The following is a 14,769-nucleotide window of genomic DNA, read 5'->3' as shown; positions in this document are numbered from 1 at the left end:
CGCGAGTGCGTGGTCAGCGCGAGGGGGAATGGCTCCGTGCGTTCGCGGCAGAAGAGACCGAGGAGACCGGCGTCCGGCGGGCCCGCAGGCGGCGGAGCATGCGCGCGTCCTCGAAGCCGACCGAGCGGGCGGCGGCGTCGACCGTGGCACCGTGACTGATGAGGTGCTCGGCGCGCTCCAGGCGGAGGGTCTGCTGGTAGCGCAGCGGGGTGAGACCGGTGGCGCGGCCGAAGAGCCGGGTGAGGGTACGTTCGCTGACGCCGACGGCCGCGGCCAGGCCGGTCAGCGGGAGCGGCTGGTCGAAGCGGGTGTCGATGAGGTCCTGGACCCGGTGCACGGTGTCGTCGAGATGGGACCGGTGCCGGAACATCGCGCTGGACTGCGGCTCGTGGCCGTTGCGGCGGGCGTAGACGACCATGTCCCGGGCGACCCGCGCGGCGACGGCGGGCCCGTGACGGCCTGCGACGAGGTGCAGGGCCAGATCGATGCCGCTGGCGATACCGGCCGAGGTGATCACCCGGTCGTCGGCGGTGAACAGGACGTCGCGGACGACGACCGCCCCGGGGTGGCGCGACGCCAGCTCGTCCTGCACGTCGTGGTGGGTGGTGCAGCGGCGGCCCTTGAGCAGACCGGCCCGCCCGAGCGCCTCCGCGCCGGCACAGACGCTGGCCACCGTCCCGCCCCTCGCGTGGTGGTCGGCCAGCGCCTTCAGGGAGGCGTCGGCGACGGCGGGTGAGTCGGCCAGGGTGCCGGTCCGCCAGCCGGGCACCACGACCAGGTCCTCGGGCCCGAGCGCGGGCCAGTCGGTCCGGGCCACCAGGGGCAGTCCCTGGGCCGAGGGGACCTCCGGCCGCTCGGCGACGTAGGTGAGGGTGTAGGGGTGCCCGAAGTCGGCCGCGGTGGAGAAGACCTGCGCAGGGCCGGCCAGGTCCAGCAGATGGACCCCGGGCACCAGGAAGAAGACGATCCGGCTCACGATCCGGTCATCATGCCGTAAGGTCCGCCGCGGCCTCCACCTCGTCGACCGTCGCGATGGTGGCGAAGCGGCCGGCGAGGGCGTACTCGGTGCGGCGGACGACCTCGTCGGCGGGCAGGGTGCGGGGGTCGGCGAGCAGTTCGGCGACGGTCCGGCCCGCGGGGGCGTCGCGGTGCGGGATCGGCTGGGTGGCGGTCGCGTCGACGACGAACGTGACCAGATAGCCGAGGTCGCTCGCGAGGCGGGCCGTGGTCTCCACGCACTGCTCGGTACGGATGCCGCAGAGGGTGAGTTCCCGTACGCCGCGTTCGGTGAGGAGCTGCTGCAGGTCGGTGGTGGTGAAGGCGTTGTGCGAGGTCTTGTGGAGCAACGGCTCCTCGTCCTCCCGGCGCTCCAGCCCCGCCTGCAGCCGGACGTGGCCGAGGGCCGGGTCGAAGACGTCGCCGCTCCCGGGCTCGGCGTGGAGCACCCACACCACCAGGTCGCCGGCCTGGCGAGCCAGCCGTACCAGCCGGTCCACCTTGTCGGCGATCTTCGGGTCGGAGATCGCCTCCCACAGCGGATCGGCGCGGAAGGACTCCTGGACATCGATGACGATCAGTGCTCGGGTCATGTCCCAAGCCTCGGCCGTACGGCCCCGGGTGCGACAGGCCGCATCGGGTCCACAAGCGGACCGATCCGGTCAGCCGCTCCGAGCGGTCACTCACGGAGCGCGAATGATCGAAAGCGGTCCGAAGATATGACAATGTGCGGCTCCCTCGTTCAGTAGCGGAGCAACAGGGGTGCCGCGGACAGGTACCTCGTACGGTCCTCGCACCGGCGGAGAGGGCGATGCCCGAGCCGCGCAGTGACCGACAGGAGATGCCGATATGGCCAATGTGGAGATTTCCCTGAAGGAGATCATGACCTCGATCGAGGGTTCCCTGGGGACCGCGCTCGTCGACTACACCAGCGGTATGGCGCTGGGCACGCTGGGCGGCGGAAAGGACCTCGACCTCACGGTCGCGGCGGCGGGCAACACCGACGTGATCCGCGCCAAGACCCGCACCATGGAGCACCTCGGCCTGACGGGGGAGATCGAGGACATGCTCATCACCCTCGGCAGTCAGTACCACATCATCCAGCCGCTCAAGGGCCGCAGCGGCAACGGACTGTTCCTCTACCTCGTGCTCGACCGGACGAAATCCAACCTGGCCATGGCCCGCCACCAGCTCAGGCGCATCGGGGCCGAAGTCGACGTGTAGACAACCGCGTTCTCCGTGGCCTCGCACGCCCATGAGTTGAAGATTTCTTCAACTGGACATATCCAGATCGGGTCAATCCCATGGGTGTGCGGGGCCGGATCCACGAGGATGGGGACGCAGTACCGCCTGCGGTGGCGCACACAGGCCGCCGTGCCCACAGAGCCCGTCGAACGCGGCAGGGAGCGAGCGATTCTCATGCAGGTGCCCCTCTACCAGGCGAAGGCCGAGTTCTTCCGGATGCTCGGGCACCCGGTGCGCATCCGGGTCCTGGAACTGCTCCAGGGCGGCCCGCTTCCCGTACGCGATCTGCTGAGCGAGATCGAGATCGAACCGTCCAGTCTCAGCCAGCAGTTGGGCGTGCTGCGCCGCTCCGGCATCGTGGTCTCCATCCGGGAGGGCTCCACGGTCAGCTACGCCCTCGCCGGCGGCGACGTGGCGGAACTGCTCCGTGCCGCCCGCCGGATCCTGACCGAGCTGCTCGCCGGCCAGAGCGAGCTGCTCGCGGAGCTCCAGCAGGCGGACCTCCAGCCGACCCTCACCCCGGACGCGGCAGGTCGACGCTCCTGAGCCGGTCTGTGCCCCGCACGCTGGCGTAGGCAGGTGCCAAGTAGGTACCATGCGGGGCATGCCATCACTGAACGTGTCCTTCACGGACGAGGAAATGGAAGGTGTGCGGGCGGCCGCGGCGGCCGAGGGCAAGAGCCTGAAGCAGTACATGCACGATCTCGGGGTCCGCGAGATGCACCGCAAGCGGTTCGTCGCCGGCGCCGCCGCCTGGGCGGACCGGTTGCGCGGCGAGTTCGACGAGGCCTTCCCCGACGAGGTGCCTCCGTCCCAGCGCGATCAGGGAGTCACCGCCGCCTGATGAGCGAGACCCTGTACGTCGACGTCTCCTGGCTGCTGGACGTCCAGGAGGCGGCCCTCGGCAGCGAGGACGTGTCCGTCACGGACTACTCCGCGCTGGTGGCGGCCGTCGCCCGGCACAAGACCCGTATGCCGACCCTGGAGACGTCGAACCCCGACGCCGCCTGGCGCGCGGCCGCGCTGCTGCACACCATCGCGCGCCTGGAGCCGTTGCCGCACCGCAACAGCCTCGTCGCCGCGTTCGTCGCCGCCCAGTACATGGACCAGTCGGCGCAGGGCATCGATCCGCCCTACGGCGCCCTGTCGGATCTGATCCGCAAGGTCCGTGAGAGCAGGCTGACCATCTACGAGGTCGCCGACACCCTGCGTTCCTGGCGGATCTGAGCCTCGCCCACCCGGCCGGTCCGTCCCCCGCCCGGCGCCGGTCAGGTCATGTCCGGACGCACGCGGTCCCGTTCAGGCTGAAGCCGCCCGGCGTGGCGAAGGTGCCGCCGTAGGTGCCCTGGAACCCGAAGCTCTGGCTGCCGCCGGGGGAGATGCTCGCGTTGTGCGCCAGCGCGCTCGCCGTGATCGAGCCCGAGGACGAGGAGAGGGAGGCGTTCCAGGCGCCGGTCGCGCTCTGGCCGGAGGGCAGTGTGAAGGCCAGCCGCCAGGTGTCGACGGGCGTCGAACCGGTGTTGGTGACGGTGACGTTCGCGGTGAAGCCGCCCTGCCACACGGTCGTGGCGTACGACACCGCGCAGGCCGTGCCGCCGCCCGGGGCCCCGGGGCCGCTCCCACTGGTGTCGACGGTCGACGAGAAGGAGTTCACGGTCAGGCCGGTGCCGTTCTGCCAGGGTTCGAAGCCGGCCTGGACGCTCGTCAGGTACCAGTCGTTCTGGGCCAGTCCCCGGGACACGGCCTGGCGGACGAAGTCCATCACGTCGAAGCTCCAGCTCGCGATGGCCGACGGGGCGACGAAGGACAGCACGTCGTTGGTGCCGTTGTCGCCCTGCCACACCTGCCAGGAACGCCCGCCCACGGTGGCCGTACCCACCTGGGAGCCGATGGGCTGGATCGGGCCCACCTTGTTGAACCAGATCATGATCTCGGTCCGGTTCACGCCGTCGGTGCGCGGCGTCGGGTCCAGCCAGATGTCGTACGAGGCGTTGTAGACGGCGTCGCCGACGTAGCCGTACGAGATGCTGCTCGGCGCGCCGGAGATGCCCGAGAGCTGGGCGGGCAGGTTGGTCCCGGGCGAGCAGTTGGTGTAGTGGCAGCCGTTGAAGACGGAGGGGTACGACTTCGGGGCGCCGTTGGTGGGGACGGAACCGTCGGCCCGGGTGACCCGGAAACCGGTGTCGGTGGTGGTGACGCACTGGGGCTGGCTCGTGCCCCAGCGGTTGTTCTGGACGACGTAGCGCCCCTGGATGACGCTCGATCCGTACTGCTCACAGACGGTCGTGTCGGCCTGGGCCGACGGCGTGGCGGCGAAGAGCGCCGCGAGGGTCGCGAGCGCGGTGACGAACGCGGCCAACGCGCCGCGCGCGGTGCGCGGCAGATGTGGTGACGGTCGCATGGGGGACCTCTTTCGGAGGTACGGCCGGGAGGTGGGGGCGGCACGGGCGCTCCACGGTTCCCCCGTATGGGAGCGCTCCCATTTTCGTTCTGCCACGGACTGTAGAAGCGCAGGCATGCCCCTGACAACCCTGCTGCGGCGGTTCGTCGCACAAGTGGTGGCCGCCCGCGCGGTGTCCCGGCGTCGGCAGGGAGCCTGCCGACGCCGGGAGCACGGCCGGTCCGTCAGGCCAGACCGAACCGCTCCGCGTGCACCTGCCCCCGCGGGACCGCCAGGTCGCGCAGGGCGCCGAGAACGGCCGAGGTCATCGCGGGCGGACCGCAGACGTAGACATCGCGTTCGGTGATGTCGGGGACCAGAGCCCGCAGACTGTCCGGCTCGAACGGCGGTGTTCCCTCACCCCTGCGGCCGGTGAGCAGGTGCAGGCGCCCGCCACGCTCCGCGACCAGAGCCCGTACCTCGTCCACCAGCACGGCATCGCTCTCGCTGCGCACCCGGTAGAGCACGACCACGTCGCCCGCCGGTTCCTCCTCCAGCAGGGAACGGACCGGTGTGATCCCCACTCCTCCGGCGATCAGCAGGGCGCCGGGCCGCGTCCGATGCAACGAGGTGAACGCCCCGTACGGCCCCTCGACGAACGCGCGGCTCCCGACGGGGAGGTCGCGCAGACCGGCGCTGGCGCTGCCGACCGCCTTGGCGGTCAGCCGCAGCGTCCGGCCGTCGGGTGCCGCCGACAGCGAGAACGGGTTGGCGAGCCACCAGTGGTTGTGCCCGGGGAACCGCCAGATGCAGAACTGCCCGGCGCGGGCCGGCAGCCGGTCGAGCCGGCGGCCGGTGACGTGCACCGACACCACGTCGTCCGACTCCCGCACGACCGCGGCGACCCGGAACCGGTGATACGCGTTGCGCCACAGGGGCATGACGATCCGGCCCACGACCAGGGCACCGAACGCGAACAGCCACAGGGCCCACCAGTAGGTCCGCGCGAACGCGGAGGAGTTGAAGGTCGTGGTCTCCTGCAACTGGTGGACGAACGCCAGCCCCAACGCCAGGTACAGCAGGAGATGCAGGCCGTGCCACGTCTCGTACCGCAGCCGGCGGCGCACCTTTCGGGCGGACACCGCGGCGACCACGACGACGATCGCCGCGGCCAGCATCCCGAGCAGGGAGGCCGGCACTCCGGCCAGCGCGAAGAAGGTCTTCGTCATCGACACGTCGTCGAGCCGCGCGTACCCCAGCACCACCAGCACGGCGTGGGTGAGGAGCGTCCACAGCAGGGTGAAGCCGACCCACCGGTGCCACACCGTCAGCCGGTCCATGCCGATACGACGGTCGAGCCACGGCAGCCGGGCCACCAGCAGCAGTTGGAACAGCATCAGCACGGCCGCGTGCAGACCGAAGAACTTGGCGACGGTGAGCACCCCGTTCTTGCCCGTGCCCGTGGTGAAGAACAGGATCTCGACGATGGTCAGGTTGACCACGACGAACGTCCACAGGGCCCAACGCGCCGCCCTGACAGGAGGTATGGTGCCGTGCCGCACCCGCGTACTCGTCGTCTCCACCGTTTCCCCCTCCGGTCCATGTGAGGTACCCCGCCCCGCTCCCGACAAGATCGCCAGGACCGGGGGCTCGAATCTGCCACGCCCCCTGGGAGCGGGGCAAGAATAGGGAACGTGGCAAGAATTGGACCCCCCTGGGCCTCGACTGGTTCCTCCTCGTTACGGCAGCACGCGAGTTCGACCGTGGTGGCGCCCCGAGTCTTGCTCCATGGCCCGGGTCCGCAGCAGGGTCACGGCGTCCTCCCGTGACAGCGGGGCCCGTTCGAGATGCGGATCCCGCAGGTGGCGAGTGGCCGCACCAGTCAGTGGGCCAGGAGGCAAACTGAGCAGTTCCACGATCGCCGTCCGACACCTCCGTGGAGGTCCGCCTCCCCGTAGGCGATCGACCCGCGCCGGGACCAGTCGCCCAAGGTCCGCTCGAAGGCTGGGGACATGGCCGTGACGGGGTGGCGCTCAGCCCCGGCGCCCTCCTGGCAGGTGAGCGGACCGGTCGGCTCCGCGAGGAGCGGTGGAGTGACAGGCACCAGCCCCAGGCGCTGTCGGAGCGGGACGACAACCGCTGCCCGCACCCGGCGGTCCGGCTCCTGAGCAGATCGAAACGTCCCATGACGGCGTTGAGCTCGTACGGCGTTCCCGCAGGGTGGTCGCACAGTCGCCGGTGGCTGCGGGCGGAGTGCGGGCGCGCGGAGGCAGCGCGTGTGACGCGGGCTGTGACCTCCTCCTCGTGAGCGCATCGGTGATGTCACGAGAACTCGGGGAAGAAGGTGCGGCAACCGATCGGAGGTTGTCGTGGAAGGTGCAGACCTGGAGCTGGGTGAGTTGTTGGCCGCTGCGGAGGCGGCCCCGCCCAGTGATTCCGTCGAAGTGGTGGCGCGCGATCTGCAGAAGCGGCTGGGTGCGGAGCGTGTGTCCTTTCTGTTCGTCGACCTCATGGGGCAGCGGCTGGTACGGCTCCCCGCGCCCGCCGGTGACCTCGCGGGCCAGGCCGAGCCGATCGATCTGCACGGCAGCGTCTACGACGACGTCCTGCGGAACCAGCGCCAGCACGTGGAGCCGGACGGACAGGACGGACAGCGAGTCATCACGCCGGTCACCAACCGCGGCGACTGCATCGGCGTCCTGGAGGTGACCCTGCAGCACATCGCGGACGCCGTGCTCCGGCAGGTCCGCGACGCGGCACACGCGTTGGCCTACATCATCGTCACGGACCGTCGCTTCACCGATCTGTACCACCTGGGCAGACGGACCACCCGCACCAGTCTGGCCGCCGAGATCCAGCACCAGCTGCTTCCCTCGTCGCCCTGCTGCGAGGCGGCCCAGTTCACCCTCGCGGCCGGGCTCGTCCCGGCCGACGACATCGGGGGTGACACCTACGACTACACACTCGACCGTGACACCCTGCACCTGTCCATCACCGACGCCATGGGCCACGACACCCAATCCGCCCTGCTCGCCACGTTGTTGGTCGGCGCGCTGCGGCAGGCGCGCCGCAGCGGCTGTGACGCCCTCTCCCAGGCAGAGCACGCCCACCAGGCCCTGTTGCGCCACAGCCGGGGCCTGGCCACCGGACAGTTGCTCTGCGTCGATCTCGAAACCGGCCTGTGCGAACTGGTCAACGCCGGGCACCCCTGGCCCCTGCGACTGCGGGACGGCACCGTCGAAGAGGTCGAACTCGCCGTCAACCTGCCCTTCGGGGTGTCGACCCCCATGCCCTACCGCGTACAGGAACTGCGACTGCGTCCCGGCGACCGCCTGATCCTGCTCACCGACGGGATGCAGGACCGTGGCGCCGCTGCCGCCGATCTGGTCTCCGTCCTGCGGGACACTCACGCGCTGCACCCCAGAGAGGTCGTCCGCAGCCTGACCGCCGCGGTGCTCGACGCCTGCCGCGGCCAGCTCAAGGACGACGCCACGGCCTTGGTGCTGGACTGGCACGGCCAGCCCGAATGAAAGCCACCCATGCCCCAGTTGTGCCTTCACAAACAAGGAATGATGGGGGATTGGTGAAGCATTAGCAGGGCAAACGACGGTGCAGGAGGTTGATAACAATGGTTCCCCTGCTTCTTGTCCTGCTTCTCGCCGTGATCCTCTTCGGTGCGGGTTTCGCCCTCGACGTTCTGTGGTGGGTGGCTCTCGCCGTCCTGGTGCTGTGGCTGTTGGGCTTCGTGATGCGCTCCACCCACGCCGGTGGTGGCCGCGGCCGCTGGTATCGATGGTGACGCGAGCGAGATGCCGACTGCCATGACCAGTACACAGGAACCGCCCGAGTTGGCCCCCCGACTCCTCGAAGGCCGCGGCGCGCCGTCCGTGGAGCACCGCGTCCTGCGCCTGCGCCGACGGCTGGAACGGCTGATAGGAGTGGCGGCGACCGAGGGCAACGCGCTCACCCCGCTGCGCAACGGGGACGAGATCTTCGCCGCGATGCTGGGCGCGATCCGTCGTGCCCGGCACACGGTGGACATGATGACGTTCGTGTACTGGAGGGGCGACATCGCCCGCGAGTTCGCCCAGGCGCTCGCGGAGCGGGCCCGCGCCGGGGTGCGGGTACGGCTCCTCCTGGACGGGTTCGGCAGCCGGCTGATCGAGACCGAGCAACTGGAGACGATGGAGCGGGCCGGTGTGCAGGTGGCCTGGTTCCGTAAGCCGCTGTATCTCTCACCGCTCAAACAGAACCACCGCTGCCACCGCAAGGTCCTCGTCGTCGACGAGGAGACGGCGTTCACCGGCGGGGTGGGCATCGCCCAGGAATGGTGCGGTGACGCGCGTGACGAGAACGAGTGGCGCGACACGCACGTCCAGGTCCGTGGGCCCGCGGTCGACGGCATGGCCGCCGCGTTCGCGCAGAACTGGGCCGAGTGCCACGACGAACTCTTCGACGAACGGGACCGGTTCATCGACCACCGCCCGCAGGGCGAGGCGATCGTCCAGGTGGTGCGCGGCTCGGCCAGCCTCGGCTGGCAGGACATGCAGACCCTGATGCGCGTCATGCTGGAATCCGCCGAGGAACGATTCCGCCTGGCCACCGCCTACTTCTCGCCGGACGCGTACTTCGTCGAGCTGCTGTGCGCGACCGCCCGGCGGGGGGTGGAGGTGGAGATCCTCCTGCCGGGCCCGCACACCGACAAACGGGTCTGCCGGTTGGCCGGTCAGCACTACTACGACGATCTGATCGCCTGCGGAGTGAAGATCTACCAGTACCGGCCGACGATGATGCACGCGAAGGTCGTCACCGTCGACCGCGTCGCCACGCTGATCGGTTCGACCAACTTCAACCGCCGGTCCCTCGACCACGACGAGGAGATCATGCTGGCCGTGCTCGACGGGGAGTTCACCCGCACCCTCGACGAACACTTCGAGGCGGACATCGCGTGCAGCGACGCGATCCGTCCCGGGCGTTGGAAGCGGCGCTCCCTCGTACAGAGAGCCCGTGAAGCCGCCGTACAGCCCATCCGCCGCTTCCTCTGACCGGGGATCCGGGGACTGGAGTCAGGAGACCTGCGATCGGGAGACCGCGCTCAGGTGGACCGGGAGTCCGTGCGAGCCCCGCTATGCCACCGCGCTCAGCGTGTCCGCGAGGCGTCGGCGGGCGGCGCGGGCCGCGGGGACGACGGCGAGGGCCAGTGCCCCCAGGAGCGCCGCCGCCCCGAAGGCGGACAGCGCCATGGGGGAGGGGCTCTGCGCGATGCCGGCCCCGATGCCGCTGGACCGGCCCTGGGCGTCGATCAGCCAGCGCGCGAGCGGGAGCCCCAGCGCCAGGGCGACCGCGATCGCGGCCAGGGCGGTGCAGCCCGTGGCGGTCACGGTGATCCCGGTGATCTGCCGCGGCGACAGCCCGGCCGCCTTGAGCGCCAGCAGGTCCCGTTCGCCCTCGCGCACGGTGCCGCCGATGACGGTCAGCAGTTCGACGAGCCCGATGAGCGCGAGAACGCCGAGCAGTCCGACGACGACACCCCGCAGCGGCGAGAGGCCGTCGGCGGGGTTCGTCACGGCGTGCACGTCCAGCTGTCCCCGGCCTGCCGTGCGGGACAGGTCGGCGGCGACCGCGTGCGGATCGGCGTCGGGACGCAGGCGCAGCTGGTAGAGCGTGGGGCGCAGTTCCGGGTCGTTCTCCCGGAGGGTGTCGAGGGAGGTGGAGACGACGCGGCCGGCGTTGTCCGGTTCGATGCTGCGGCCCACGATGTGCAGGATCTGCGGACGGCCGCCCACCGTCATGCGCACCCAGTCACCGACGCGCACGTCCAGCAGATCCAGCAGCCCCTGCCCGGCCACCGCCTCGTCGGGGCCCTGGGCGGTACGGCCCTCGGCGAGCGCGAAGGGGTAGGGGTCCTCGTTCGTGCCGAGGCCGCGCAGCGCGATCGTGGCCGTCTGACCCGGCACCAGCGCGGCCACCTCGACACCGGGATGGGCGGCGGTCACCTCGGGATGACGGGCCAGGAGGGCCCGTGTCGCCGGCGCGTGCGCGCCGTCGTCGACGTGCACGGTCAGCGCGGCCGGCAGACCCATCCGCTCCGGTTGGCCGTGGAAGCGGTCGATGGTCGTCCACGCGCTCATCGCCACCACGATCAGCGTCAACGGCAGCGCGAGCCGGGCGATGGTGGCCGGGGTGCGCGGTCGGCGGATGAACGCCTTGTGCCAGCCGAGGACCAGCGCGGGCGGCAGCCTCAGGGCCAGCGCCCGGCGTGCCACTGCGGACAGGCGTCCGCCGGTCGGTACGGCGGCCCGGGGCACCGGCACCGGGGGCACCCGCCCCGCCCGCCAGGCCGCGAGGCCGGTGGTCGCGCCGATGAACAGCACCACCGCCACGGGCACCGCGACGAGGGCGGCCGTGTGTCCGGGCAGCCCCTGCCACACACCGACCGCGTCCCCGAGCCGGCCCGGCAGCCGGGGACCCAGCGTCTCGGTGAGCGCTGCCGCGGCCAGGGCCCCCAGCAGGGCGTAGGTGAGGTGCTGGAGCAGGAAGACGCGCACCAGTTGGCCCGGGGTGAAACCGATCGCCTTCAGGATCGAGATGTCCCGCAGATGCCCTCGGACCCGGGTGCCGATCGCCCCGTGCACGGCGAGTCCCGCCGCGACCAGCGCGCCCAGTCCGAAGAGTCCCAGCACCTGGCCGAGCAGCCGGTCGTCGCCCTGGGCCTCCGCCCGCGCCTGCTGCCAGGAGGAGACCTCGCTGACGGCGCCGGCACCGAGCAGGGTGACGGCACGCTGGACGGCGTAGTCGGTGGCGTCGGGGTCGGTCAGCCGCAGCCCGATCACCTGGCCGCCGACGGCGCCGGTGGGGGGCAGGGCCGCCGACGCCACCCAGACCAGCCCGGGCCGCTCGCCCTTGCGGTAGCCGGGTTCGGCGCTGTCGGCGACGCCGAGGACGGTCAGGGGCCCGGCGTCGCCCGGCAGGGTGAGGACGTCCCCGGGCCCGGCCAGCAGCGCCTGGGCGAGGCGGCTCTCCAGCACCACCCCGTCGGGCCTGTCGGGGTCCAGCCAACGGCCGGAGGTGAGCAGCGGGCGGCCGGTGACGGGCCGCTCGCCGGTACCGCGCAGCTCGACCGGGGCGCGGGTGCCGCGGGAGGCGACCGTGGTGGCGGTGGTGGGGTAGGGGCCCGCCACCGCCTCGACCCCGTCCAGGTCGTGCAGTGCGGTGAGGTCCGAGGCGTCGGTGGAGGCGGCGGTGTGGATCCACACATGGGCGCCCCGGGACTGGGTGAAGACGCGCTGCCAGGGGTTCGTCGCGTAGCCGAACAGCGCCGCCGCCAGCAACAGGGAGGTGACGATGCCGACGGTGGCGAGGACCAGGAACAGGGCCTCGCCGCGATGGGTCCGCAGGTCCGAGTGCGCCCAGCGCAACATGGCTCGCATCGGTCAGTCCTTCAGCTCCAGCACGGCGGGGACCCCCGCGCCGGGCGACGGTGTGCCGTCCAGCTCGACGTCGTCGGCTATGCGGCCGTCGAAGAAGCTGATGACCCGGTCCGCCGCACTCGCCAGTCGTGCGTCGTGCGTGACCAGGAGGATCGTCTGCCCCCGCCGGTGGAAGCGGGACAGCACCCGCGTCACCTCGCGGGTCCCCTTGCTGTCCAGGCTGCCCGCCGGCTCGTCGGCCAGCAGCAGCGGGGGCCGGTTCACCAGGGCCCGGGCGAGCGCCACGCGCTGCTGCTCGCCGCCGGAGAGTTCGCCCGGCATGCTCCGCTCCTTGCCCGTGAGGCCCAGCTCGGCCAGCAACTCCTCGCGCTCGGCGCGCGCCCGCTTGGCGGAGGCCCCGGCCAGCAGTGCCGGCAGTTCCACGTTGTCCGCGACGGACAGGTCGGAGACCAGGTTGAAGAACTGGAACACGATGCCGATACGGCGTCGGCGCTCGACGGCCCAGCGCGCCTCGCTGTAGTCGTCCGTGCGCTCGCCGCCCAGCCAGACGCTGCCGCTGTCCGGCCGCTGCAACCCGCCGAGCAGATGCAGCAACGTCGACTTGCCCGCCCCGGACGGACCGGTGACGGCCACGAACTCGCCCTCGCGCACACACAGGTCCACGCCGCGCACGGCATGGGCGGGCGCGCCCTGCCCGTGGTGGGTCTTGACGAGGCCCTCGGCCCGCAACACAGGGATGGGGGCGTCGCTCACCGAGGCTCCTCCAGTTCCTCCTGGCAGCGCTCCAGCCAGTCGAGGTCGGCCTGGAGGTGCAGCATGGCGCCCTCGATCAGCAGCCGGGAGACACGGTTGTCCCGGCCGTTCTCGGCTGTGGAGAGCTTCGACAGGTTGCGCATGGTGTTCAGGTAGTGGCGCCGTTGTCTGTTGATCAGGGCGATCTGGTCGGCGAGACCGGTCTGCGGGGCGAGCGCGAGTTTCATGAAGAACTCGTCCCGGACCCGCGGCTCGTCCGCCGTCTCCTCGTACCAGGCGCGCAGCGCCTCCCGCCCGGCGTCGGTGAGGTGGTAGATCTTCTTGTTGGGCCGGCTCGACTGCTCGACCTCCTCGCCCTCGATCAGGCCCGACTTCTCGAGGCGGCCGAGGGTCACATAGATCTGGCCGACGTTCGGCTGAGGGTACGCGGCGCCCAGCAGTTGCTCAAGGTCCCGCTTGAGCTCGTAGCCGTGGGCCGGGCCGCGCGCCAGCAGGGCCAGGAGGGGCAGGCGCACTCGAGCTGTCCTCCTCGCAGCCTCGTATTGTGTTCCAGGCCCTAGTATCGCCCATACCTAACAGGTATACATGGCCTCTGACTCCGGGCGAAGGTGCCCGGTGCCGGTGTACAGGGAGGAACCTATGCGGTGGATACGCGCCGCCGGTAGGGGCCTTCTCGTCCTCGCGGTCGTTCTGGCCGGTTATGGGGCCTCCGGTGCCCAGGCCGACGGCGGACTCAGGGGCCGGGGTCCGCTGACCCTCGCCACCGCGGGCGACCTCACCGGCTATCTCGGCCCGCTCCTGAAGGGCTGGAACCGCGCTCACCCCGGGGAGAAGGTCACCCTCGTCGAGCTGCCGGACTCCGCCGACGAGACCCGCGCCCAGATGATCACCGACCTGCGCGCCGGTGAACGCGGCCGCTTCGACGTGCTCAACATCGACGTCACCTGGACCTCGGAGTTCGCGGCCGCCGACTGGATCCGTCCGCTGCCGAGAAACCGCTTCCCGCTCGGCAGCTTCCTCCCGCCGGTCGTGGACACGGCGACGTACGACGGACAGCTCTACGCCGTCCCCTACGTCACCAACGCCGGCCTGCTCCTCTACCGCTCGGACGTCCTCGCGGAGGAGGGCGTCCCGCCGCCCCGTACCTGGGCCGAACTGGAGCGCTACGCGAAGACCATCGCGCCCCGGCACGGACTCGGCGGCTACGCGGGCCAGTTCCTGCCCTACGAGGGCCTCACCGTCAACGCGGCCGAGGCCGTGTACTCGGCGGGTGGCACCATCCTCGGCGACGAGGGCGAACGCGTCACCGTCGGCTCGGCGGCCCGCGAGGGGATCGGCTTCCTCGCCCGCGGTGTGCGCGAGGGCTGGATCCCCCGGGAGGCGCTGGAGTACAAGGAGGAGGAGTCCAGGCGGGCGTTCCAGGACGGCCGACTCCTCTTCCTGCGCAACTGGCCCTATGCGTACGTCAGTGCCGCAGCCGAGGGCTCCGCGGTCGCCGGGAAGATCGGCGCCGTGCCGCTGCCGGGTCCGAAAGGGCCCGGAACCAGTGTGCTCGGCGGCTCCAACCTGGCCGTCGGAGCCCACGCCGAACACCCCGACACCGCCGCGCGCCTGATCGCGTACCTCACCGGCGAGCGCGTCCAGCGGCAGGTCCTCACGCGGGGCGCGCTGCCTCCCGTACGCGCGGAGCTGTACGAGGACCCCGACCTGGTACGGGAGTTCCCCTACCTGCCGACGCTGCGCGCGAGCGTTCTCGCGGCCGCTCCCCGCCCGAAGAGCCCGCGATACGACCAGGTCAGCATGGTCGTCCAGGCGGTCGTGCACGACGCCATGGCCGGGCGCCGGACGCCCGAGGCGGCGGTGCGACGACTGGCCCGCGAACTCGCGGCGATCTCCCGGGGCTAGTTCTTCCCCTCACCCCCTAGTTACATGTTAGGTAACGCGCGCGTCTCATGTGGCGCTCGA

The 14,769-nt window shown here is 71.2% G+C and carries 15 protein-coding genes; 8 read left to right on the top strand and 7 right to left on the bottom strand.

What is annotated here, in order from left to right; translation table 11 throughout:
• Positions 1–13: 13 nt before the first annotated feature.
• Positions 14–976 (bottom strand): GlxA family transcriptional regulator, encoded by a 963-nt coding sequence (locus K1J60_RS01315; RefSeq protein WP_220644504.1) that lies wholly within the window; start codon positions 974–976, stop codon positions 14–16.
• Between the two features lie 10 nt (positions 977–986).
• Positions 987–1,589, bottom strand: a complete 603-nt coding sequence (locus K1J60_RS01310; protein WP_220644503.1) for a cysteine hydrolase family protein — start codon at positions 1,587–1,589, stop codon at positions 987–989.
• A 256-nt stretch (positions 1,590–1,845) separates the two neighbouring features.
• Here K1J60_RS01310 and K1J60_RS01305 point away from each other — a divergent pair, with 256 nt between their 5' ends.
• The 4 genes from K1J60_RS01305 to K1J60_RS01290 all read left to right on the top strand — a co-directional run bounded on the left by K1J60_RS01305 (position 1,846) and on the right by K1J60_RS01290 (position 3,468).
• Positions 1,846–2,220 carry a roadblock/LC7 domain-containing protein gene (locus tag K1J60_RS01305; RefSeq protein WP_220644502.1) on the top strand — a complete coding sequence of 125 codons (375 nt, stop codon included), beginning with the start codon at positions 1,846–1,848 and terminating at the stop codon, positions 2,218–2,220.
• Between the two features lie 195 nt (positions 2,221–2,415).
• On the top strand, positions 2,416–2,787 hold the full coding sequence (locus K1J60_RS01300; RefSeq protein ID WP_220644501.1) for an ArsR/SmtB family transcription factor: 372 nt from the start codon (positions 2,416–2,418) through the stop codon (positions 2,785–2,787).
• Between the two features lie 58 nt (positions 2,788–2,845).
• Positions 2,846–3,085 carry a hypothetical protein gene (locus tag K1J60_RS01295; protein ID WP_033528876.1) on the top strand — a complete coding sequence of 80 codons (240 nt, stop codon included), beginning with the start codon at positions 2,846–2,848 and terminating at the stop codon, positions 3,083–3,085.
• Positions 3,085–3,468: a hypothetical protein gene (locus K1J60_RS01290; protein WP_033528768.1), complete on the top strand. Its 384-nt coding sequence runs from the start codon at positions 3,085–3,087 to the stop codon at positions 3,466–3,468. The genes K1J60_RS01295 and K1J60_RS01290 overlap by 1 nt, the downstream gene beginning before the upstream one ends.
• 46 nt (positions 3,469–3,514) lie before the next feature.
• On the opposite strand, the gene K1J60_RS01285 is transcribed toward K1J60_RS01290, so the two are convergent.
• A complete protein-coding gene (locus tag K1J60_RS01285; protein ID WP_220644500.1) occupies positions 3,515–4,642 on the bottom strand; it encodes a GH12 family glycosyl hydrolase domain-containing protein in 1,128 nt (375 codons plus the stop codon).
• Between the two features lie 224 nt (positions 4,643–4,866).
• The gene (locus K1J60_RS01280) at positions 4,867–6,204 is read right to left on the bottom strand and encodes a ferredoxin reductase family protein (RefSeq protein WP_398683088.1); all 1,338 of its coding nucleotides are present in this window, start codon (positions 6,202–6,204) and stop codon (positions 4,867–4,869) included.
• Positions 6,205–6,990: 786 nt separating this feature from the next.
• Between K1J60_RS01280 and K1J60_RS01275 the strand changes: the two genes are divergently transcribed.
• From K1J60_RS01275 to K1J60_RS01265, 3 genes are all read left to right on the top strand, one after another.
• Positions 6,991–8,151 (top strand): PP2C family protein-serine/threonine phosphatase, encoded by a 1,161-nt coding sequence (locus tag K1J60_RS01275; RefSeq protein ID WP_220644499.1) that lies wholly within the window; start codon positions 6,991–6,993, stop codon positions 8,149–8,151.
• Between the two features lie 98 nt (positions 8,152–8,249).
• Complete coding sequence (locus tag K1J60_RS01270; protein ID WP_220644498.1) at positions 8,250–8,420, top strand: hydrophobic protein; 171 nt, start codon at positions 8,250–8,252, stop codon at positions 8,418–8,420.
• A 22-nt stretch (positions 8,421–8,442) separates the two neighbouring features.
• Positions 8,443–9,666, top strand: coding sequence for a phospholipase D-like domain-containing protein (locus tag K1J60_RS01265; RefSeq protein WP_220644497.1), 1,224 nt, complete (start codon positions 8,443–8,445; stop codon positions 9,664–9,666).
• Positions 9,667–9,747: 81 nt separating this feature from the next.
• Here K1J60_RS01265 and K1J60_RS01260 read toward each other — a convergent pair whose 3' ends face one another.
• From K1J60_RS01260 to K1J60_RS01250, 3 genes are read right to left on the bottom strand one after another with little or no spacing between them, the layout of a single operon-like run.
• The gene (locus K1J60_RS01260) at positions 9,748–12,051 is read right to left on the bottom strand and encodes an ABC transporter permease (protein ID WP_220644496.1); all 2,304 of its coding nucleotides are present in this window, start codon (positions 12,049–12,051) and stop codon (positions 9,748–9,750) included.
• Positions 12,052–12,054: 3 nt separating this feature from the next.
• Positions 12,055–12,804, bottom strand: a complete 750-nt coding sequence (locus tag K1J60_RS01255; protein WP_220644495.1) for an ABC transporter ATP-binding protein — start codon at positions 12,802–12,804, stop codon at positions 12,055–12,057.
• Positions 12,801–13,319: a PadR family transcriptional regulator gene (locus K1J60_RS01250; protein WP_220644494.1), complete on the bottom strand. Its 519-nt coding sequence runs from the start codon at positions 13,317–13,319 to the stop codon at positions 12,801–12,803. Before K1J60_RS01250 ends, K1J60_RS01255 begins: the two co-directional genes overlap by 4 nt.
• Before the next feature lie 124 nt (positions 13,320–13,443).
• On the opposite strand from K1J60_RS01250, the gene K1J60_RS01245 reads away from it, so the two are divergent.
• On the top strand, positions 13,444–14,709 hold the full coding sequence (locus K1J60_RS01245) for an ABC transporter substrate-binding protein (RefSeq protein ID WP_220644493.1): 1,266 nt from the start codon (positions 13,444–13,446) through the stop codon (positions 14,707–14,709).
• Positions 14,710–14,769: the final 60 nt, after the last annotated feature.

Source organism: Streptomyces akebiae (genome assembly GCF_019599145.1).
Taxonomy (GTDB): Bacteria; Actinomycetota; Actinomycetes; order Streptomycetales; family Streptomycetaceae; genus Streptomyces; species Streptomyces akebiae.
The sequence above is the reverse complement of the archived record's forward strand: the minus strand, read 5'-3'. Positions and strand labels throughout refer to the sequence as shown.